Source organism: Halopenitus salinus, from assembly GCF_042662125.1.
Taxonomy (GTDB): Archaea; Halobacteriota; Halobacteria; order Halobacteriales; family Haloferacaceae; genus Halopenitus; species Halopenitus salinus.
This window is the reverse complement of record NZ_JBHSXL010000009.1, coordinates 637,921-657,309: the sequence shown is the minus strand read 5'-3', so window position 1 is coordinate 657,309 and position 19,389 is coordinate 637,921. Positions and strand designations below refer to the sequence as shown.

General features: G+C 68.6%; 18 protein-coding genes. 7 read left to right on the top strand and 11 right to left on the bottom strand.

Annotation, left to right across the window (positions count from 1 at the left end):
- Positions 1–77: 77 nt before the first annotated feature.
- Both ACFQE9_RS12790 and psmB read left to right on the top strand, forming a co-directional pair.
- On the top strand, positions 78–239 hold the full coding sequence (locus ACFQE9_RS12790; protein ID WP_379745264.1) for a hypothetical protein: 162 nt from the start codon (positions 78–80) through the stop codon (positions 237–239).
- A gap of 65 nt (positions 240–304) precedes the next feature.
- The gene (psmB, locus tag ACFQE9_RS12785; protein ID WP_379745261.1) at positions 305–1,024 is read left to right on the top strand and encodes an archaeal proteasome endopeptidase complex subunit beta; all 720 of its coding nucleotides are present in this window, start codon (positions 305–307) and stop codon (positions 1,022–1,024) included.
- A 24-nt stretch (positions 1,025–1,048) separates the two neighbouring features.
- Here psmB and ACFQE9_RS12780 read toward each other — a convergent pair whose 3' ends face one another.
- A complete protein-coding gene (locus ACFQE9_RS12780; protein ID WP_379745258.1) occupies positions 1,049–2,599 on the bottom strand; it encodes a glutamate-cysteine ligase family protein in 1,551 nt (516 codons plus the stop codon).
- Positions 2,600–2,694: 95 nt separating this feature from the next.
- On the opposite strand from ACFQE9_RS12780, the gene ligA reads away from it, so the two are divergent.
- Both ligA and ACFQE9_RS12770 read left to right on the top strand, forming a co-directional pair.
- Positions 2,695–4,464, top strand: a complete 1,770-nt coding sequence (gene ligA, locus ACFQE9_RS12775) for an ATP-dependent DNA ligase LigA (RefSeq protein WP_379745255.1) — start codon at positions 2,695–2,697, stop codon at positions 4,462–4,464.
- An 80-nt stretch (positions 4,465–4,544) separates the two neighbouring features.
- Positions 4,545–5,267: an MBL fold metallo-hydrolase gene (locus ACFQE9_RS12770; protein WP_379745252.1), complete on the top strand. Its 723-nt coding sequence runs from the start codon at positions 4,545–4,547 to the stop codon at positions 5,265–5,267.
- A gap of 43 nt (positions 5,268–5,310) precedes the next feature.
- On the opposite strand, the gene msrB is transcribed toward ACFQE9_RS12770, so the two are convergent.
- Together msrB and aroA are read right to left on the bottom strand one after the other, a co-directional pair.
- Positions 5,311–5,805, bottom strand: coding sequence for a peptide-methionine (R)-S-oxide reductase MsrB (gene msrB, locus ACFQE9_RS12765; protein WP_379745249.1), 495 nt, complete (start codon positions 5,803–5,805; stop codon positions 5,311–5,313).
- Positions 5,806–5,874: 69 nt separating this feature from the next.
- Positions 5,875–7,200, bottom strand: a complete 1,326-nt coding sequence (gene aroA, locus ACFQE9_RS12760) for a 3-phosphoshikimate 1-carboxyvinyltransferase (RefSeq protein WP_379745246.1) — start codon at positions 7,198–7,200, stop codon at positions 5,875–5,877.
- Positions 7,201–7,328: 128 nt separating this feature from the next.
- Between aroA and ACFQE9_RS12755 the strand changes: the two genes are divergently transcribed.
- Positions 7,329–7,871 carry a multiprotein bridging factor aMBF1 gene (locus ACFQE9_RS12755; RefSeq protein WP_379745243.1) on the top strand — a complete coding sequence of 181 codons (543 nt, stop codon included), beginning with the start codon at positions 7,329–7,331 and terminating at the stop codon, positions 7,869–7,871.
- Between the two features lie 82 nt (positions 7,872–7,953).
- Here ACFQE9_RS12755 and ACFQE9_RS12750 read toward each other — a convergent pair whose 3' ends face one another.
- Positions 7,954–8,682: a DICT sensory domain-containing protein gene (locus ACFQE9_RS12750; protein ID WP_379745240.1), complete on the bottom strand. Its 729-nt coding sequence runs from the start codon at positions 8,680–8,682 to the stop codon at positions 7,954–7,956.
- Positions 8,683–8,793: 111 nt separating this feature from the next.
- Between ACFQE9_RS12750 and tpiA the strand changes: the two genes are divergently transcribed.
- Entirely contained in the window at positions 8,794–9,438 is a 645-nt protein-coding gene (gene tpiA, locus ACFQE9_RS12745) for a triose-phosphate isomerase (RefSeq protein ID WP_379745237.1), read from the top strand.
- Between the two features lie 8 nt (positions 9,439–9,446).
- On the opposite strand, the gene ACFQE9_RS12740 is transcribed toward tpiA, so the two are convergent.
- The 7 genes from ACFQE9_RS12740 to ACFQE9_RS12710 all read right to left on the bottom strand — a co-directional run bounded on the left by ACFQE9_RS12740 (position 9,447) and on the right by ACFQE9_RS12710 (position 18,848).
- Positions 9,447–9,923 (bottom strand): VOC family protein, encoded by a 477-nt coding sequence (locus ACFQE9_RS12740; protein ID WP_379745234.1) that lies wholly within the window; start codon positions 9,921–9,923, stop codon positions 9,447–9,449.
- A gap of 133 nt (positions 9,924–10,056) precedes the next feature.
- On the bottom strand, positions 10,057–12,225 hold the full coding sequence (locus ACFQE9_RS12735; RefSeq protein ID WP_379745231.1) for a helicase HerA domain-containing protein: 2,169 nt from the start codon (positions 12,223–12,225) through the stop codon (positions 10,057–10,059).
- A gap of 84 nt (positions 12,226–12,309) precedes the next feature.
- The gene (locus tag ACFQE9_RS12730) at positions 12,310–13,989 is read right to left on the bottom strand and encodes a hypothetical protein (protein ID WP_379745228.1); all 1,680 of its coding nucleotides are present in this window, start codon (positions 13,987–13,989) and stop codon (positions 12,310–12,312) included.
- A gap of 36 nt (positions 13,990–14,025) precedes the next feature.
- Positions 14,026–15,411, bottom strand: a complete 1,386-nt coding sequence (locus ACFQE9_RS12725; RefSeq protein WP_379745225.1) for a DNA polymerase Y family protein — start codon at positions 15,409–15,411, stop codon at positions 14,026–14,028.
- A 73-nt stretch (positions 15,412–15,484) separates the two neighbouring features.
- Complete coding sequence (gene lrpA1, locus ACFQE9_RS12720; protein ID WP_379745222.1) at positions 15,485–15,913, bottom strand: HTH-type transcriptional regulator LrpA1; 429 nt, start codon at positions 15,911–15,913, stop codon at positions 15,485–15,487.
- 101 nt (positions 15,914–16,014) lie between these two features.
- Positions 16,015–16,953 (bottom strand): thiamine pyrophosphate-dependent enzyme, encoded by a 939-nt coding sequence (locus ACFQE9_RS12715; RefSeq protein WP_379745219.1) that lies wholly within the window; start codon positions 16,951–16,953, stop codon positions 16,015–16,017.
- Positions 16,954–16,955: 2 nt separating this feature from the next.
- The gene (locus tag ACFQE9_RS12710; protein ID WP_379745216.1) at positions 16,956–18,848 is read right to left on the bottom strand and encodes a 2-oxoacid:acceptor oxidoreductase subunit alpha; all 1,893 of its coding nucleotides are present in this window, start codon (positions 18,846–18,848) and stop codon (positions 16,956–16,958) included.
- Positions 18,849–19,046: 198 nt separating this feature from the next.
- Between ACFQE9_RS12710 and ACFQE9_RS12705 the strand changes: the two genes are divergently transcribed.
- Positions 19,047–19,307 (top strand): UPF0058 family protein, encoded by a 261-nt coding sequence (locus ACFQE9_RS12705; RefSeq protein WP_379745213.1) that lies wholly within the window; start codon positions 19,047–19,049, stop codon positions 19,305–19,307.
- Positions 19,308–19,389: the final 82 nt, after the last annotated feature.

Here is a 19,389-nt window from a genome sequence, read left to right as displayed (position 1 = left end):
GGACTGCGCCGGGTTCAACTGCGGGTGCCGTACGGAAAGTATATATACTGGCGTAGTCTGGCGAGTATCGAAGACCGATGATCAGCCGCCTGCACCGAACCCTCCGAACCGGCCTCTCACAGTTGACCATCGCGCTCGGGATCGCCGTCTTCCCGATCGCGCTCGCAGCACAGCGGGCGGGACTGCCGTTCTCGGGTCCCGTTCGGCGGCTCGTCGAGGCGACCGGCGCCGCCGAGTGAGGACGCGGTTTCGACCTGTGGTCGAAGGGTTGCCTTTATCTGCGCCGCCGGCGAACGCGTACCTAATGCGAACACCGACAGGCGATCTCACGGCTGAGCTGTCCGACGACCGGCCGGTCTTCGGACCGGAACTCGGCGAGTTCTCCGAGAGCGAGCGGCGCGCCGCGGAGGCCGGCGAGGAGGAGGGCATGAAGACCGGAACCACGACCGTCGGTCTCACCACCGAGAACGGCGTCGTCCTGGCGACGGACATGCGGGCCTCGATGGGATACATGGTCTCCTCGAAGGACGTCCAGAAGGTCGAACAGATCCACCCCACCGGCGCATTGACGATCGCCGGGTCCGTCTCCGCGGCGCAGTCGCTCATCTCCACGCTCAAAGCCGAGACGAACCTCTATGAGGCGCGCCGGGGCAAGGACATGTCGATGGAGGCGCTCTCGACGCTGACGGGCAACCTGCTCCGCTCCGGCGCGTTCTTCGTCGTCCAGCCGATCCTCGGCGGCGTCGACGAGGAGGGCGCACACATCTACTCCATCGACGCCCTCGGCGGCACGACGGAGGAGGAGTACACCGTCACCGGCTCCGGCTCCCAGTACGCGCTCGGCGTCCTCGAACAGGAGTTCGACGAGGGGATGTCGCTGGAGGACGCGAAGACGGTGGCCGCGCGCTCGATCAAGTCCGCCGTCGAGCGGGACCTCGCGTCCGGCAACGGGATCAACGTCGCCGTCGTCACCGACGAGGGCGTCGAGATCACCCGCCACAAGGAGTTCGAGGAACTGCTGTAGGCCCTTCCGACCCGTTCGGAGTCGCTACCACTCGGAGAATCCGCCGTCGACGAGCGTCTCCGACTGGTTTTTGATGTATTCGCGCTGTGTCGCCTCGACTGCCGCATCGAACGATTCGCCGTCGTCGAGTCGCTCGCGCACGCGGTCGTGTTTCCAGCTCGCCGGGGTCACCCGCTCGTGTGCGCGCCAGCGGAGCGGCGCGATCCAGCGTTCGGCCTCCGCCGGCGAGCACCCGGCAGACTCGAGGCCGGCGACGGCGTGGTTCAACAGATCCTCGAAGATCTCCTCGTGATCGGTCGTGAGGTCGCCGTGGTTCGCGATCCACTCGAGGTCGGCGTCGATCCCCCCTTCGACGGCCGCATAGAAGTTGTCTCGCGCACGCTCCCACGGGAGGTTGACGACCGGATGCTCGCGTTTTGGAAGCTCGGCCAGTAGCCCCGCAAACGCGGCCTGGAAGGCGACCGAGTCGCGGACCGTCGGCTGGGCCGCGATCGGTCGAAACTCGATGCGCGCGTTGGCCGCAGAACGGGTCGCGCCGTCGAAGACCGGACGGACCCACCGCCAGTAGGTGCCGTGTTTCGTCCGGAAGGTCGCGAAGTCGTCGTCGAACCTGGTCCCCGGCTCCGGGTCCATCGGCACGAACGCCTCGTCGGCGGCGATCCGGTCGACCGCCTCCTCCGTGGTCTCCAGATCGTCGGGGAACCGGACCTTCGGCTCGTCCGTCCGGCCGTTGAGGACCGACTCGAAGACGTGGATCCGATTCTCGCGTGCGCCGTCTGCGAGGATCCGCTCGCCGTCCCAGTCCTCGTCGTACAGCTCCGGCGGGAAGAAGGGGGAGTTGACGCCGAGCGCGAGGAGAGGCCCCGCGATGCGGAGGGCGTATCGAAAGTGGATCGGCAGCGTCGCCGCCTGTGCGACCTGATAGTGCGGCTGGATCGACGTGATCAGGCTCTCGGGCATGACCGTCGCGGTCGTCATGGAGACGCCGGGGGCCGAAAGCCGGGTGCGCCGATCGCCGCTTCCCTCGCCGATCGCGTTCGCCATCGCGTGGTAGCGAACGGCCTCGCTCATGTTGGTCGCGATCCGGATCCCGTCGATCTCGACGCTGTCGTCGAGGTACTCGGCCGCCGTCTCGCCGGCCGGCGGGATCGTCCAGAGGCCGTCGGAGACGAGCCGCATCCCCTCGGCCGACGTGCACTCGAGTGCGGCCTGCAGCCGGGCGCGAACCTCCGAGAGCTGGGCTTCGAGGCCGTGATCCGAGAGCGGCTGCGGGCTCGTCGACATCTCGGCGTTGTGGAGTCCGAGCTCCTTTTCGAAGCCCATCAACTCGAGGAGGCGACGCGGCACGCGCATGAGCGCGTACTCGCCCGCCCGCGACTCCGCGCTCCAGCGCCCGTCGGCGACGGCGTAGAACTCGTACTCGAAGCCGACGATCGACTGGTGGTTGTCGAAGGCGCCCTCCCGAAGCCGTTGCTTGACGATTTCGGCCTCCTCGGCGGCCCGATCGGCGAACGCGCCCCGGTCGACGTCGAGGACCTCCCGAACGCGTTCGGAGAGCTCGTGATCGGTGTCCATACCGGGTTACACGCCTACCGCGGTATAAATATCCGTGACCCGGAACGGCGACGGTCCATCGGCGTGTTTTTGTTCGGCGATCGCCGACTCCGGGTATGGAGTTCGCGGCGTTCGCCGACCGGGCCATCGAGATGGAGGAGACGCCGGCGGACCTCGAGACGGTCGGGCTCGTCGCCGACCTGCTCGCGGGCGCGGGCGACGACCTCGAGACCGTCGTCCGGTTCCTCCTCGGGCGCGTCTTTCCGGCTCACGACACGCGGACGCTCGAGATCGGTCCCGCGCTCTGCCGGGAGGCGATCGCCAGGGCCGCCGGACCGAACGTGGACTCGGACGACGTGGAGGATCGCCTCGCGGACATCGGGGAGATCGGCGCCGTCGCGGCGTCCTACGAGTTCGGCGGCCAACGCGGACTGGGCGCGTTCGCGGGCGGCTCCGCGGACGGTTCGACCGGCCCGGGAGAGCCACTCACGATCGCCGAGGTGGACCGTCGGCTGCGGTCGGTCGCCGCCGCCGAAGGCGGGGGAAGCGAGGACACGAAGCTCGACGAGCTGTTCGGCCTGTTCAACCGGAGCGATCCGCCGGAGGCACGTATCCTCGCGCGGCTCGTGCTCTCACAGATGCGCATCGGCGTCGGCGAGGGAACGGTCCGTGACGCGATCGCTGAGGCCTTTCTCGTGGAGGCAGCCCCGGAGACGGACGACGTGGACGGATCGAGCGAAACGGGAGACGCGGAGACGGCCGACGAATCGAATCCGGCCGACGTGGTCGAGCGTGCGTTGCAGGTGACGAACGACTACGGCCGCGTCGCGGCGCTCGCACGCGATCGCGGGCGCGAGGGACTCCGCGAGGAGGGACTGGAGATCGGCCGGCCCGTCCAGGCGATGCTCGCGCAGGCCGGGACGGCGGCGGACGCGATCGCGGAGTGGGAACGGGCCGCGGTGGAGACGAAGTTCGACGGCGCTCGCGTCCAGATCCACTACGCGCCGGCGGCGGGGATCGGCCCGGAGCTGTACTCGCGGAACATGGACGACGTCACCGACGCGCTCCCGGAGATCCGCGAGCTGATCGAGGCGCGAGTGGACGTGCCGGTCATCCTCGACGGGGAGGTCGTGGCGGTTGATTCCGACGGGGAGCCGCTCGCCTTCCAGGAGGTGCTTCGACGCTTCCGGCGCAAACACGACGTCGAGCGAATGCGCGAGGAGGTGGAACTCCGCCTACACGCGTTCGACTGCCTCCACGCCGACGGCGAGGACCTCCTCGACGCGCCGTTCCGCCGTCGACACGATCGTCTGGAGTCGATGCTCCCCGAGCGGAGCTCCTCGACGTCCGTCGTCGAGGACGCCGAAGCGATCGAGGCGATCGAGGCGAACGCGCTCTCCGAGGGCCACGAGGGGGTCATGCTCAAGGATCCGGAGGCGGCCTACACGCCAGGCGACCGCGGCCGTCGGTGGCTCAAGCGCAAGCCGGACGTTGAGACCCTCGATCTGGTCGTGACGGGCGCGGAGTGGGGCGAGGGACGCCGCGCCTCGACCCTCGGGACCTTCGAAGTCTCGGTCCGCGCGGGCGAGCAGAACGGCAATTCGACCTTCGAGCCCGTGGGAAAGGTCGCGACGGGGCTCACCGACGCGGAACTCAAGTCGCTCTCCGACCGGCTCAACCCCCACGTCAGATCGGAGGACGGCACGGACGTCGAGATACATCCCGCGGTCGTGATCGAGGTCGGCTACGAGGAGATCCAGGAGTCGCCGACCTACGGGTCCGGCTACGCGTTGCGGTTCCCGCGGTTCCTCGGGGTGCGCGAGGACAAGGACGTCCCGGACGCCGACACGCTCTCGCGGCTCGAGCGTTTGGTGGGCGGCGAGTGAGGGATGGAGCGGTTTCCGAACGACGACCCAGCACTCGAGCCGTCGGTACGCTCAAAGCCCCCGAGACCGTCTCCCCGCACATGACGGTTCGACACGACGATCTGACGGTGGAGTGGCTCGGCTACGCGACGGCGCGCCTCGAGACCACCGACGGGGCCGTCGTCTACACCGATCCCGGGCGGTACGGCGTTCTCGACGACTACTGGGCGCGCGACGGCGACCTCGTCGTCGTCACCCACGATCACCACTACAGCTCGGACGGGATCCGTTCCGTCGCGACGGACGGCGCGACCGTCGTGATCCACGAGGCGGTCGACGCCGGACGGATCGACCGCGACGTCGAACCCGTCGAGGCGCTCGCCGAGGACTTCGAGGTGATCCGGGTCTCCGACGAGGACCGCCTTTCGGTCGGCGGTGCGACCGTCTGGTCGGTTCCGGCGTACAACGACCCAGACGGCCCGAACGCGGCGGACGACGGGTCGGTCGTCCACCCGGAGGGGACGGGCTGTGGATTCCTCCTCTCGATCGGCGGAACGACCGTGTTCTGGCCGGGCGACTCGGACGCGCTCGACGGTTTCGCGGAGCTCGACGTCTCGCTTTTCCTCGCGAACATCGGCGGGGGCGGGCTCGTCTCGGATAGACACGAGGCGGCCGACCTGGCCGAGCGGATGGACCCGGACCTCGTCGTCCCCATCCACTACGACACCTTCGATCAGTTGGCCGCGGACGGGCCGGCCTTCGCCGCCGACGTCGCCTCGCGGTCCATCCCGGTCGCGCTCGACGAGCGCTCGGCGAACCAGTGAGGAGGCGGCCGAACGCGAACCCCCCGAACGGCCGCAAGAGCCCTCAGACGTCGTGGGAATCGTCCTCGAAGTCCGTCGGATCGTCCTCGAAGTCCATCGCCACGGAGTTGATACAGAATCGCTTGCCCGTCGGATCGGGGCCGTCCTCGAAGACGTGACCGAGGTGGGAGTCACAGGAGCCACACCGGACCTCGGTGCGGCGCATCCCGTGGCTCTCGTCGATCCGGGTCGTGACCGCGTCGTCCGCTGCGGCGTAGAACGCGGGCCACCCGCAGCCGGAGTGGTACTTCGTCTCCGAGTCGAAGAGGACGGCGCCACAGCCCGCACACCGGTAGACCCCGTCCTCGTCGTGATCGACGTAGTCGCCGGAGAACCGCGCCTCCGTGCCGTTCTCCCGGAGGACTCGGTACTCCTCGTCCGTGAGTCGCTCGCGCCACTCGTCCTCGTCGCGCTCCGTCGGGTCGCTCACGTCTCGCTCCGCCGGATCGCTCACGTCGCTCCCCGCTCGGGTCGACTCACGGCGGTCCGTATCGGTCATGGCGATCCTTAGACGCCCCACGGCGAAGGGCGTTTCGCCGGCGGGAGCGGAGGGAACCGGAGATATCGACTACCGATCCTGCAGATCGACCGACACGCCGAGGTCGAAGAGCGCGTCGAAGAACCCGGGGAACGAGACGTCGACGTGTTCGCCGCCGCGAATCGTGGTCTCCCCGCCCGCAACGAGCGCCGCCACGGCGAGGGCCATGACGAGCCGGTGATCGCCGCGGCCGTCGACGACGGCCCCCTGCAGATCGCTTTCGCCCCCGTGGACGGTGAGCACGTCCGCCTCCTCGGTGACGCTCGCGCCCATCGCCCCCAGCTCCTCGGCCATGGCGGACACCCGGTCGGTCTCCTTGTAGCGGACGTGCTCGCAGTTCTCGATGCGCGTCTCCCCGTCCGCGACGGCGCCGAGCGTCGCGATCGTCGGGAGGAGATCGGGCGTGTCCCCCACGTCGACGGTGACGCCGGAGAGTTCCGAGCGCCGAACCACGATCGTGGACTCCGATCGCCGCCAGTCGATCTCCGCGCCCATCCGCTCGAGGATCTCGACGATCGCGGCGTCGCCCTGTGCGCTCTCGGCCGCGCCGCGGACGACGACCTCCCCGTCCGGGTCCGCGGCCACCGCGCCGGCGGCGAGGAGGTACGACATCGACGAGAAGTCCCCGGGGACCGCGTACTCGCCGTCGGCGGGCTCGTAGCGTTGCTCGCAGGGGACGCGAAAGCCCGACGCGCCGTCGGCCGTCTCGCTTCCGATCGGCTCGGCCGTCACCCCGAAGGAGTCCAACACGTCGAGGGTGATGTCGACGTAGGGCGCCGACTTGAGGTCCGTCGTCAACGACACCTCGATCCCGTCCGCGGTGGCCGCCCCGGCCATGAGCAGCGAGGTGACGTACTGCGAGGAGACGTCGCCGGGAATGGCCACCTCTCCGCCCGGGATCGGACCGAAGACGACGATCGGGGCCTGGCCGTTGCCGCGGGTCGATTCGGCGCGAGCGCCGAGATCGGAGAGGGCCTCCAGAAGCGGCCCCTGCGGGCGCGAGCGGAGCGAGGCGTCGCCGGTGAGCACGCTCCCGCCGTCCGCGAGCGCGGCCGCGCCCGCCACGAGTCGCGTCGTCGTGCCGGAGTTCGCACAGTCGATGACGTCGGCCGGGACGTCGGGAACGCCGGCGAACCCGTCGACGACGAAGGCGCTCCCGTCGTTCGCCTGGTCGACGTCGCCGCCGAACGCCTCGACGGCGCGGGCCGTCGCACGCGTGTCCGCGCTGACGAGCGGGGAGCGAACGATCGCCCCGTCGCTGTAGCCCGCGGCCAGGATGGCCCGATGGGTGTAGCTCTTCGAGGGGGGCGCTCGGACCCGCCCGTCGACCGATCCGGGGGTGATGTGTGCGTCCATACCGGACCCTACGTCGCCTCGTGTATCAGCGTACCGGAGCGGGCCAGCGCATCGGTCCGGCGTCGCCCGGTATTCCCATCGCACGATTCCAGCGTACGGTTTATACGAGCGGACGCGTTAGCGGAGGTATGCCCCAGTGTGAGATGTGTGGCGCCGAGCAGGCCTCGCTGACGACGACGAAGGTCGAAGGCGCCGAACTGGAGCTCTGTGACTCCTGTACGGACTTCGGGACGGAGGTCCGCGAGGAGCCCGACTCCACGACCACGAGCAAGTACTCCACCTCCTCGAGTTCGGGCCGCAGCTCGTCGGGTTCGGGCTCCGGATCGTCCGGGTCCTCCGGGTCCGGATCCGGCGGCTCCTCCGGCGGCGGTCGTCGCCGCGACATGTTCGACGAGATGGAGGAGGTCGCGGCCGACTACGACGACCGCATCCGGAACGCCCGCGAGTCCCGCGGGCTCAGCCAGGAGGAGCTCGCGGACCAGCTCAACGAGAAGGCGAGCCTCATCCGGAAGCTCGAACGGGGGGACATCCTCCCGTCCGACGACGTCCAGCGAAAGCTCGAGAACACCCTCGAGATCACCCTCGTCGAGGGGTCCGACGTCGACGAGGAGTGGGACTCCGGCGACTCCTCGACGATGACGCTCGGCGACGTCGTCAAGCGAAAGGACTAGTCCCCGGAGCCGATCTCGCCCCTCGAACGACGCGCGTCACGAGCGTTCGATCCGGGGGCGTCACCCCGTGGAGGCATCACCCTCACCCCGATTCCTCGCCGTCGGTTCGCATGAGCCCGTAGGTACGGGTGAGGTGGTCGATCACGTGGTCGACGGTCTCGGGTGCGTAGCTCCAGAACCCGTAGAATCGCCCCGGCTCGCGCTCCTCGGCCAGGAGCGCGCACTTGTTCGCGTCGGTGCCGCCGCCGTCGTAGGCGACGAACCAGGTCTCGCGGATCTCCGGCGCACGCTCGACGTGGACGGGAAACGCCGCGTCGGGCGCCTCGCCCTCCGGGCTCGCGTAGGCGTGTACCGTCAGGCCCCCGCGCTCGCTCAGGCGGTTGTACGTCGGGACGGTGGGCGAGAGCGTCTCGAGCGTCTGAAACCCGGCGTGCAGCTCCCCCGAACCGGTCCGCCAGGCGCGGTCCTCGATCTCGCGGGAGGCCGCCACCATCCGCGCGGTCGAGTAGGAGGTGAAGATCGTCTCATCGAGGTGGTCGAGGACGGGCTGATACGACCGCCGGTCGAACCCGGGCGACGTCTCCTCGCCGGGCGCGAGAAGATCCGCTACCGGGACCGCCGTGAGGAACTCACCGTCCCGAGAGAGGACCGCGAACTCCCGCGGACCGCCGGGCAGGGTGTCCGCCGTGACGACCAGGTTCCGCTCGGCGAAGCGGTCGGCCAGCTCGTCGCGGACGTCCGGATCGGCGTTGACCACCGTGAGCGTCGCCGCGTGGGACTCGACCCCGGAGATGAGTTCGATGAGCGACATTCGATCGAGAGTGACTCGCACGCGAGTACGGTGCCGTCGAGTTTGTAGCTTTCGCCGACCGGAGCGACGGAAGTGACAATCTATTTGGTCGGGTCGTCCCACCCATCCGACGTGTTCATCCTCGTCAACCTGAAGGCGTACCCCTGTGATCCGGTCGCGGTCGCGCGTGCAGCCCGGGACGTCGCGGACGCACACGGGGTTCGGATCGCGGTCGCACCGCAGGCGGCCGACCTGGCTCGCGTCGAGGCGACCGGCGTCGAGACGTGGGCCCAACACGTCTCGCCCGTCGAACACGGCTCCCACACCGGCTCGACGCTGGCGGAGGCGGTCGAGGCCAACGGCGCGGAGGGAACCCTGATCAACCACTCCGAGCGGCGGGTCACCCTCGCGGCCGTCGACGACGCGCTCGCCGCCGCCCGACGGACGGACCTCGAGACGATCGTCTGTGCGAACGATCCCGAACAGGCCGGCGCCGCGGCGGCGCTCTCCCCCGACGCCGTGGCGGTGGAGCCGCCGGCGCTCATCGGCGGGGACGTCTCGGTCGCCACCGCCGATCCGGAGATCGTCGAGGGCGCGGTCGCGGCCGTGAACGCCGTCGATCCGGACGTCGAGCTGTTCTGTGGCGCCGGCGTCTCGACCGGCGACGACGTCGAGGCGGCACGCGACCTCGGCGCGACGGGCGTCCTCCTGGCCTCCGGGGTCGCGAAGGCCGCCGACCCGCGATCGGCGCTCGAGGACCTCGTCAGCGGAATCTGAGGGGGCCGTCACTCGGCGTCGTCCGAGCGCTCGACCAGCCGGTGGGGATCGAAGTAGTCGTTTCGTCCCCGCCACTCGGATCGGTCGTACGATTCACGCGTATCGACGTAGGCCTCCACGCCGTTTCCGGCCGGGTCGTCGAAGTAGAGCGCCTTGCTGATCCCGTGATCGACCGGCGAGACGTCGGTCCCTCGCTCGAGCAGTCGGTCGTAGAGCGACGCGAGCGCCTCCGCGTCCGGGACCTCGAAGGCGACGTGATAGAGTCCGACGCCGGGGGAGGGGCCGGGCGCGTCCGCGCCGACGGCCTGCAGGGCGACGTCGTGATGGCGCTCGCCCCACGAGAGGAACGCGAACCGGGCGTGTCGCTCCGCGACCTCGAGGTCGAAAAGCGAGGTGTAGAACTCGACCGCCGGCTCCAGGGTCCGAACCTTGAGGTGGACGTGTCCGACCGATCGCGGGACGTCTCCGCCTGTCGTGTCGGTCATGTCCGAACGAAGGCGTCCGACGGACATATATCCCGCCCGTTCGCGGCCGGGACTTCGGTTCGGTTCAACGCCTCGCTCGAGATACGCTCTCGATCACCCGTCGGCGTTTCCGGTCATCCGTCGGCATTTCCGGTCATCCGTCGGCGTCGATGAACTCCGCGTCGTCGGCCGCCGGGTCCAGGGGATCGTGGGCGTCGTCCTTCGGTTCGCCATCCCCGTCGGTGGACGTGGACTCGTCGGCGTCAGCAGCATCGGTACCCTCAGCGTCAACGGGGGCGGTCGACGTCCCCGTCTCCTCCGGGGTACCCGATCGCGAGGAGAGGTGTCCGCCGTTCGCGAGCGCTCGTGCCACCTCGCTCAGGCCGCTCGCGATCTCCGAGACGCTTCGATCGTCCGAGTGGACGGATCCCGCGACGTCGCCGTTCGACTCGGCGGCCTGATCGAGCATCTCCTCGATCACGGATTCGGGCTCGGACACTGGCTCGGAGTCGGACACGTATTCCGACTCGGATCCGTCGCCCGCGTCCGCGTCCCCGTCTGTATCCGGGTTTTCGTCCTCGGACTCCCGTTCGCCCGCCGGGACGAAGGCCGCCTCGATCTCCGCGACCATCCGCGAGACCTCCTCGTCGTCGAGCCGGTCGGCGTACGCCTCGCGGACGAGCGCGGGGATCGCGTACTCGTAACGCCCCCGCTCGGCGTGGCGGATCACGCCCGTTCGACGAAGCGGCCGGTTTCGCGCGTAGGCGTGTTCAGTATCGCCGTCGCCGCCGGCGTCGATGTGGGCGGCGATCGGGTCGCTTTCGCCCTCGCGGCGGTAGTGGCACAGCATCGCGGTCGACAGCTCCGGGAGGTCCTCGACGCGCCCGCGAAGCTCCGCGATCACGGCCTCGCGGGTCCCCAGATCGACCGTCTCGTCGAACCGAAGCGCGCTCTCGGCGACGTCGTCCCTGGAGATCGGCGAGACGGTTCCGGCGGCGTCGGACGGTTCGGCCGGTTCGGCGGATTCGGCCGAGTCGGACGATTCGTCCGTTTCACCCGGTTCGGCCGTTCCGCCGGCTTCGCCTTCGCCCAGGCCGTCCGTCTCGTCGAGCCGATCGTTCGTTTCGTCCAACTCCCCGCTCGGTTCGTCGCTCCCCGTCCCGTTTCGTCCGGGTTCGCGCTCCGGCTCGTAGTCGTGGAGTTCGGACTGGTCGTCCGGACGCTCGCGTTCGAGGTTCCGGCCGTCTCCGCCCCTGTAGGGCGCCTCGGCGCGCCCGAGCAGGGCCTGCGAGAAGCGTTCGGCCATGCGCGAGAGGTCCTTCGCGTCCGACAGCTCGCGCTCGAGCTCGTCGATCCGCGCCTGCTTGCGTTCGAGTTCCGTCCGGAGGTCGGCCAGCTCCGACTCGCGCCGCTCCTGCTCGTCGGAGATGGTCTCGAGCTCGCTTATCAGGTCGCCGGAGACCGACTTCAGCTCCGGACGCTCGAAGTCGTCGAGCCCGGGGGTCGCGCCCGCGTCGAAGGTCCGCTTGCGGTGGAACTGGATCCGCCGGATCGACTCGTCCCAGTCGGTCATGAGGAACGCCTCGCCGTCGCCCATGTCCTCGATCTCGTCGGCGTAGGTCGACCCGAGGATGCGACTGACGACGTTGGTGTCGTTGTCCCAGGTGAGACGGTGCCAGACGAGCCAATCGCACTGGGTGATGAAGTCCTTTTTCACGTCGGCTGGCCGCTGGCTGATCCCGACGATCCCGAGGCCGTGTTTGCGCCCCCGCTTTCCGACCTTGATCAGCATCTTTCCGGTCTCGTCCATCCCGCCGCCCTCGGGGATGTACTCGTGGCACTCCTCGATCACCAACAGGAACGGCCGCTTGAGCTTCTTCTCCTTGGCGAAGAGGTGTTTGACCACGTTGAGGATCAACTCGGAGGCGACCGATTCCTCGAGATATCCCGAGACGTCGAGGATGATCGGGACGTTCTCGTCGAGCGCGAGCGTGGCGATCCGTTCCGCGTGTTCCGGCGAGACGACGATGTCGCACTCGTCGTCCGCGCCGACGTGGAGGATCTCGTACTCCTCCTTGAGCCCGTAGTACTCCCCGTCGCTGTCGACGATCAACACCGGAAAGCTGTTGTCGAGCAGGTTCTCGATGAGCACCGACGCGGTGTTCGATTTGCCCGATCCGCTCTTTCCCGTGATGAACGACCGCCCGGTCAACACGTCGACGACGGGTAACTCGACGGGATCGCCGGGGTCGGCGTCGGCGTCGCCGCCCCTCCCGTCGCTCACCTCCGCAACGTGGATCGTCTCCGTGTCCTCCTCGCTCATTACCGTAAGGACGCCGGCCGGTCCTCAAAGACCTTCGCCCGCGTCAGACGCTCGTCTGACGTGCTTCCTCGAGCGAACCAACCTTCAGAAAACCAACAGACGCCAGATCCACTCGCCGAGCGACGGGGACCCGAGTTCATCCGGGCGTTCGACGTCCGAATCGACCGTGAACTCGTGGCGGACGTCCGCGTCGTATCGCCGTGACTCCCCGTCGTGGACGAGGGTCGCGTTCAGCCGCACGTCGACCGATCGGAGCGTCCCGCGATCGCGATCGACCGTCGCGCGGATCCGGGAAGACGACACGTCGGTGACGTCGCTCGGACGTCGTCCCTGCGCGGCGTAGTACACCGCCTCCGGGTCGGCGAGCTCGAGGACGAGACGGTCGTCTCCGCGGTCGATCACCTCCCACCCCTCGACCGCCGCCGGCGGGTTCAGTCCGCCGGCCTCCCACTCGTACCGGACGTCCCAGTGGACGTAGGCGGGGAGCGCGGCGACCGACTGGTCGGTCTCCGGCGCAGTGCGCGTCCCGAGCGCGTAGGCGGCCACGCCGGTCCGCGGCGGCGGACTCCCGACTCCCGTCGAGGCGTACACCTCCGGACCGACCGCCTCGCCGCGTAGATACTGCCGGTAGCGTCGATCCTCACGATCGATCCGGTGCCCCACGATGAACGGTTCCTCTGACCCGGCGTCCACCGCGACGCGGTAGTCGTGACTGGCCCGCTCGGTGTTCGCTAGCGCGGTAGCGTACAGCGCGTCGGGATCTTCGGGGAGCGGTTCGGGTGTGGCGTCGACCGGTCTGGTCTCGGTGACGCGCACGGCACCCGCCCCGACGACGAGCGCCGAGACGACGAGCAGCGCGAGCGCGACGCGCCGAACCGGCAGCGATTCGACGGTCGAACCCCCGTCCGGGTCCGCGTTCACGGCCTCCCGAACGCTTCGGTGTGCGTGGAGGGCGGTCAGAAACGCCATCGAGATCCCGATCAGCGCGATGGCCCCGAGCGCGACGGCCGCCATCAGCGCGATACCGGCGCTCTCCCGCATTCGGGGGCTACCAAGCACGAGGATCGTCGCCGCCCCCAGAACTCCGATCACGACGGGAAGGAGGTGACAGCCGACGACGACGGCAGTCGACCGGGGAGCCGCGAGCGAGCGGACGACGGCCGTCGCGACGCGTTCGACCGCTCCGCGAAGCGGTGGCTTCTCACCCCTCGTCTCCACTTCCTCCGCTTCGAGCGCGGCGTCCGTCACCGCACCCGCGACGGCGCTCCACGCGAGGAACGTCCCGGCGGTAACGCCCACGGTGGGCCACGCGACGAGCCATCCGATCCCGAGCACGTCACCGCGCCCCAGCCAGTAGATCGCGGCCTTCGCCGGCGTGTCGACGAGCACGAACAGGGCGAGACCGCCGGCTAGCGCGACGGCGTGGCCGATCGTCGCGATCGCAACGATGCGGGGAAGGCGGTCGCGGACGAAGCCGATCGGTACGACGCCGGTCGCGGAGGCAGCCGCGTTTCCGTTTGCGATCGAACGGGTGATGTCCGAACGACCGGAGTTCGAAGGGGTAGCGTCCGGCGGATTCCGCGGCGTGACCGCGCCGAGACCGGCGGCCGTGACCAGCGGTGGCGCCGCCAGCGCGACGAGCGGGTTCCACAGCGCGGCGAGGAGGACCCTGACGGTCGTCTCGACCAGCACAACCACGACGGCGACGGCGACCAGCCGCGTGTCGTTCAGCGCGACGGAGAGGGGGGAACGGAGGGCGAACACACGTCCCCGATCAGCAGCGCCACACTTAAGCGGAGGTCACTCGGCGTCGAACTCGACGAGCGAGGTCTGTCCGTCGCAGTTCCGGGCGGTGCTTTCCTCGCCCGTCCCGTTCACCCCCGGCGAACGACTCTCGGAATCGCGTTCGTCGCCGTCCCGCCCGCCGCCGCTCTCCTCGGCGTCGGAGCCGGCGATCTCGAACCCGCCGAGGGTCGCCTGGTCGCCGCGGGCGAAGTCGAGCTTCGAGACGCGGACGCCGAGCTTGCGGGCCCGATCCTCCTCGAACTCCTCTAAGAGGTCGAGCGCCACCTCCTCGAGCAGTTCCGGGTCGTCGACCGGGCCGGGGAGGCTCCGCGCTCTGGTGTTCACGTCGTAGGGAGGCGTGACGACCTTGATCCCGATGGTCCGATAGAGACACTCGCGCTCTCCGGCACGCCGGCTCACGTCGGCCGCGAGCGCCCTCACGCGCTCGCGTTTCGTCCCCACGTCGTCGGTCGGCGGGAGGGAGGACTCCCGCGAGAGGCTCTTGGGGAGCCCCGTGGGCGTCACCTCGCGGTCGTCCTCGCCGCGGGCTCGCTCGTGAAGCTCGCGGCCGCGCTCGCCGAGTTCGGACTCCAGCTCCGCGGGGTCCGCCTCCGCGAGGTCGCCGGCCGTTTCGATACCCATCCCGGAGAGCGTGCGTGCGGTGACCGGACCGACGCCGTGGACCGCCTCCGTCGGGAGCGGCGCGAGGAACTCGCCGACCCGGCCGGGGGGAACGACGACGAGCCCCTCGGGCTTGTCGTGGTCGCTCGCGATCTTCGCGGCCGACATGTTCGGCGCGACGCCGACGCTGGCTGGCACCCCCGCCTCGCGCTCGATCCGGTCGCGGACGTATCTGGCGTATCCCTCCGCGAGCGTCCGACGCTCCGCTGGACCCGACGCCGTGCTCTCGGTGGAGACCTCGGCGTCGTCGACGCTCGCGACCGGCTCCCACGACGTGCGCTCCGTCACGTCGAGATACGCCTCGTCGACGCTCACCTCGCGGACGGCGTCCGCACAGTCGTGAAGGACCTCCTTCACCCCCGCCGCGATCGACTTGTAGTGCTCCATGTCGACGGTACGGTAGTGTGCGGTCTCCGCCGGGTCCGGCGCGTCCGGATCGTCGGGGTCGGCCTCGGATCGGCGGGGGAGGGCCTCGAGCGCCGCCGAGATCGGGTCCGCGCTGTCGACGCCGAACTCGCGGGCCTCGTAGCTGGCGGTCGCGACGGCGCCGATCGTCTCGCCCGGCTCGTACCCCATGCCCACGACGACGGGCTCGCCACGCAGTTCGGGATCGCGAAGCCGCTCACAGGAGGCGTAAAAACAGTCCATGTCGACGTGGAGCACCACCCGTTCGGCGTCCGCGTCGTCCGGCTCCGCGCCGGGAAGGGTGCCGGAGTCCATCGTCGATGCTCGTTTCTCGGTGCTCGATCGACTTAAGCACCGATCGATATCGGAGTCGGACGGCGGTCGGGACCTACTTCAACCGCTCCTGAAGGAACGAGGGATGGGCGGCGGTAACCCCGTCGACGGCCAACAGCTTCTCGGAGATGACGTCGCCGAGCTCGTCGCCGTCGTTCGCGCGGACCTCGGCCATCAGCATGTGGTCGCCCGAGGAGGTGTAAAGCGCCTCGATCTCCGGGAGATCTTTCAGCGTCCGGGTCACCTCGACGTACTTGCCGCTGTCGACGTCCATGCCGACGAGCGCGATCGACTGCCCCGAGAGCTTCTTGGGGTCGACGTCCGCGGAGTAGCCGACGATGACGCCCTCGTCCTCGAGCCGGCGGATGTACTTTCTGACCGTCGGCTTCGAGACGTCGGCGCGGTCCGCGATCTCTGCGTAGGAGGCCTGTGCGTCCTCCTCCAACACGGAGAGGATGCGTTCCTCCGTCGATGCGGTGCTCATGGACGTACGTTTCGCGCCACGGAAAAAATACCTTGCGAACACGTAAACGGTCTTTTCAAGAGCGAATCCGACGGCGAAGTCGCGGGAGACGCCAGGAGCGATTAGGCGTGCTTGTCGAGGAAGCGGTCGTAGGACCGTTCCCACTCGTAGTCGTCGTCCCAGTAGCGCTCGGCGAGCGGCTCCTCGGGCATCTCGCCGATGGCCTGCTTCTCCTGTTGATAGGAGGGACGCTCCTCGTCGACGTAGAACCGGCCGGTGAGGACCTCGCCCTCGTAGAGGGCCTCCTCCGTGGTCCGCATCATCTCCGCGGCCTCGACGCGGTCGTGGACGTCGAAGTCGTAGTCGTCGGAGTCGTTGACGTCGATGTAGGGGACGTACTGGCGGGCGTCCTTGTTCCAGGTGGGACACTGGGTGAGGAAGTCCACGTGGGCGAACCCGTCGTGTTCCATCGCCTCGATCAGGATCTCCTTGGCCTGGTTGGGATTGACCGCGGCCGTTCGCGCCACGTATGACGCGCCGGCGTTGAGCGACAGCGAGAGCGGCTTCACCGGCTCCTTGGCGCTGCCGTGGGGTTGCGTCTTCGACTTGTGGCCCTTCGGGCTCGTCGGGGAGGTCTGTCCCTTCGTGAGCCCGAAGATCTCGTTGTTGAACACGATGTAGGTCATGTCGTGGTTCTCACGGGCCGTGTGGGTGAAGTGGTTCCCGCCGATCCCGTAGCCGTCGCCGTCGCCGCCGGCCGCGATGACCTCGAGGTCGGGGTTGGCGAGCTTCGCGGCACGCGCGACCGGTAGCGATCGCCCGTGGATCGTGTGGAAGCCGTAGGAGTCGAGATAGCTGTTCAGCTTGCCCGAACAGCCGATCCCGGTCACGAGAAGCGTCTCCTCGGGACTGCGGCCGATCTCGGGAAGCGCCTGTTTGAGCGACTTGAGGACGCTGAAGTCGCCACAGCCCGGACACCACGTCGGCTGCGGCTCGACGCCGGGCGTGTACTCGTCTTGGTCGATCTCGCGTTCCTCGCCGATGGCTGAGAATGCGCTCATGATTAATCACCTGCTGCGGGGACGAAGGTGGTCGTGGAACTGTCCAGATCGCCGCCGTCGACGACGATCGACTCGAATCCCTCGACGATCTCCGCGGGTTCGAAGGGGTTTCCGTTGTACTTCAACAGGCTCGAGAGCTTCTCGCCGTACCGGCCGAGGTTCTTCTGGACGAGACCGCGGAACTGACCCGAGGCGGTCATCTCGACGACGAGCACCTCGTCGACGCTCTCGATGAACGCCTCGACCTCCTCGGTCGCGAACGGCAGCATGTCCGAGACGCCGAGCGCCTTGACCGAGTGGCCCTCCGCGTTGAGCACCTCGACGGCCTCCTGGACGGTGCCCTGCTGGCTGCCGAAGGTCATGATGCCGTAGTCGGCCTCCTCGGGGCCCATGTAGGTCTGGGTGTCCTCGCCGTCCAGTCGCTCGCGGATCGCCTCGAGCTTCTGGGTCCGTCGGTCGATCTGGGCGACGCGGTTGTCGGGATCCTCGCTGATGTGTCCGCTCGGACCGTGTTCGTTGCCGGTCGCCAGATAGCGTCCGCCCTTCTGGCCGGGGATCGACCGCGGCGAGACGCCGTCGTCGACGTCGTGTTGGAACCGGTGGAACTTGCCGTCGGCGGAGTGCGGCTCCTCCGTGAGCTGTGCCTCCGAGAGCGTCTTGCCGAGGCTCGCGTTCGGCTCGCGGTCGAAGTGGCTCTTGGGGACGTTGACGAGCTCCCCGCCGAGCTTCTGGTCGTAAAGCAGGATCGTCGGGATCTGGTACTCGTAGGCGAGCTCGAAGGCGAGCCGGCTCTGTTCGTAGGCCTCCTCTACGGTCCCCGGAGCCAACACGACGCGCTGGGAGTCGCCCTGGGAGGTGTAGAGGACGTGTTCGAGGTCGGACTGTTCGGGCTTGGTCGGCATGCCGGTCGAGGGGCCGGCGCGCATCGCCTCGACGAGCACGACCGGCGTCTCCGTCATCTCCGCGAGCCCGAGCGGCTCGGACATCAACGCGAAGCCGCCGCCGGAGGAGCCGGACATCGCCTTGACGCCGGCGTGTGAGGCGCCGACCGCGAGCGCGGCCGCGGCGATCTCGTCTTCGACCTGTTCGGAGATCCCGCCCAGTTCGGGCAGGTTCTTCGTCATGATCGTAAAGACCTCCGTCCACGGCGTCATCGGGTAGCCGGCGATGAACCGGCATCCCTCGTCGATCGCTCCGTAGGAGATGGCGTCCGAGCCCGAAAGCAGGACCTGCTCCTCGTCGTGTTCGCCGGTGGGAACCGAGACGTCGTGGGCGTCGACGTCGTAGTCCTCGCGGACCGAATCGTAGGCGATCTCGAGCACCTCGAGGTTCGGCTCGAGGATCTTCTCGGGCATGGCGTCGCGCATCAGGTCCTCGACGTGGTCGAGGTCCATCCCGATGAGCGCGCACGTCGCGCCGATGCCGGCGGTGTTGCGCATGATCTCGCGGCCGTGTTCGCGGGCGAGTCCGCGGAGATCGAGGGGATAAACGTGCCAGTCGTTCTCCGCCGCGCGCTCCTCGAAGTCGGGGATCTCCGAGGGATCCAAGAGCCCCTCGTCGTAGACGATCACGCCGCCCTCGCGGAGCTCGTCGAGGTTCTCCGAGAGGGGTTTGATCTCCTCGTTGCCGTAGATGGCCTCCTCCTGGGGATTGCGGGCGAAAGAGTCGCCGAGCGCCAGCAGGAAGTTGTACCCGTCGCCGCGCGAGCGGACGGGATCGGCGTTCGCGCGGATCTCGGTGTAGGTGTGGCCACCGCGGATCCGCGACGGATAATGCCGATGTGTGAACACGTGAAGCCCCGAGCGCATCAGGGCCTTCGCGAAGTTCTGGCTCGTCGAGGCGATCCCGTCGCCGGATCCCCCGGAGATTCGCCAGATGAGTTCGTTGTCAGTCATTGGTGGGTCTGGCCCTCCGTAGGCCGAGTGGTGAAAGGTTGCAACGGCCACCTATTAGGGCTTGCTATGGATTCACAATTAACGATCCTTTGGGATCGTTGATTTATAAGGATCGAAGGTGATAGTTCCGGGGGGTCGCCGGATACTGTCCTTCGATCGGCGACGGATTTACCCGTGTGGATCCCGTATCGGATCGACATGCAGAAGAACGAACTCATCCACGTCCACAACCTGCTCGGTACGATCTCGCGGGAGTTCCACGAGAACGGGATCCTCGAGTCCGAGGACCTCCGGACCTATCGTGAACTCGGCACGTCGCCCATGACGATGCACGGCTCGCGGGCCGAACACGCCGAGGCCGTGATCGAACTCGCCGGCGCCCTCGCCGGAGCCGTCACCGACGGGACGGAAAGCGAGGAAACGCTCGAGGACGAGCCGGAGCGGGCCGTTACCGCCTGATCACCGCAAACGCAACTCGATCCGCGGACCGCTTTTTTCGATCGCGTTCTTCGACCTCGCCGTCGAACTCCGTCGAGGCGGT

What these genes read in the sequence shown, in the direction of transcription:
- ACFQE9_RS12790 (WP_379745264.1), top strand. Translation starts at nt 78, where the DNA reads ATGATCAGCCGCCTGCACCGAACCCTCCGAACCGGCCTCTCACAGTTG.
- psmB (WP_379745261.1), top strand. Translation starts at nt 305, where the DNA reads ATGCGAACACCGACAGGCGATCTCACGGCTGAGCTGTCCGACGACCGG.
- ACFQE9_RS12780 (WP_379745258.1), bottom strand. Translation starts at nt 2,599, where the DNA reads ATGGACACCGATCACGAGCTCTCCGAACGCGTTCGGGAGGTCCTCGAC.
- ligA (WP_379745255.1), top strand. Translation starts at nt 2,695, where the DNA reads ATGGAGTTCGCGGCGTTCGCCGACCGGGCCATCGAGATGGAGGAGACG.
- ACFQE9_RS12770 (WP_379745252.1), top strand. Translation starts at nt 4,545, where the DNA reads ATGACGGTTCGACACGACGATCTGACGGTGGAGTGGCTCGGCTACGCG.
- msrB (WP_379745249.1), bottom strand. Translation starts at nt 5,805, where the DNA reads ATGACCGATACGGACCGCCGTGAGTCGACCCGAGCGGGGAGCGACGTG.
- aroA (WP_379745246.1), bottom strand. Translation starts at nt 7,200, where the DNA reads ATGGACGCACACATCACCCCCGGATCGGTCGACGGGCGGGTCCGAGCG.
- ACFQE9_RS12755 (WP_379745243.1), top strand. Translation starts at nt 7,329, where the DNA reads ATGCCCCAGTGTGAGATGTGTGGCGCCGAGCAGGCCTCGCTGACGACG.
- ACFQE9_RS12750 (WP_379745240.1), bottom strand. Translation starts at nt 8,682, where the DNA reads ATGTCGCTCATCGAACTCATCTCCGGGGTCGAGTCCCACGCGGCGACG.
- ACFQE9_RS12740 (WP_379745234.1), bottom strand. Translation starts at nt 9,923, where the DNA reads ATGACCGACACGACAGGCGGAGACGTCCCGCGATCGGTCGGACACGTC.
- ACFQE9_RS12735 (WP_379745231.1), bottom strand. Translation starts at nt 12,225, where the DNA reads ATGAGCGAGGAGGACACGGAGACGATCCACGTTGCGGAGGTGAGCGAC.
- ACFQE9_RS12725 (WP_379745225.1), bottom strand. Translation starts at nt 15,411, where the DNA reads ATGGACTCCGGCACCCTTCCCGGCGCGGAGCCGGACGACGCGGACGCC.
- lrpA1 (WP_379745222.1), bottom strand. Translation starts at nt 15,913, where the DNA reads ATGAGCACCGCATCGACGGAGGAACGCATCCTCTCCGTGTTGGAGGAG.
- ACFQE9_RS12715 (WP_379745219.1), bottom strand. Translation starts at nt 16,953, where the DNA reads ATGAGCGCATTCTCAGCCATCGGCGAGGAACGCGAGATCGACCAAGAC.
- ACFQE9_RS12710 (WP_379745216.1), bottom strand. Translation starts at nt 18,848, where the DNA reads ATGACTGACAACGAACTCATCTGGCGAATCTCCGGGGGATCCGGCGAC.
- ACFQE9_RS12705 (WP_379745213.1), top strand. Translation starts at nt 19,047, where the DNA reads ATGCAGAAGAACGAACTCATCCACGTCCACAACCTGCTCGGTACGATC.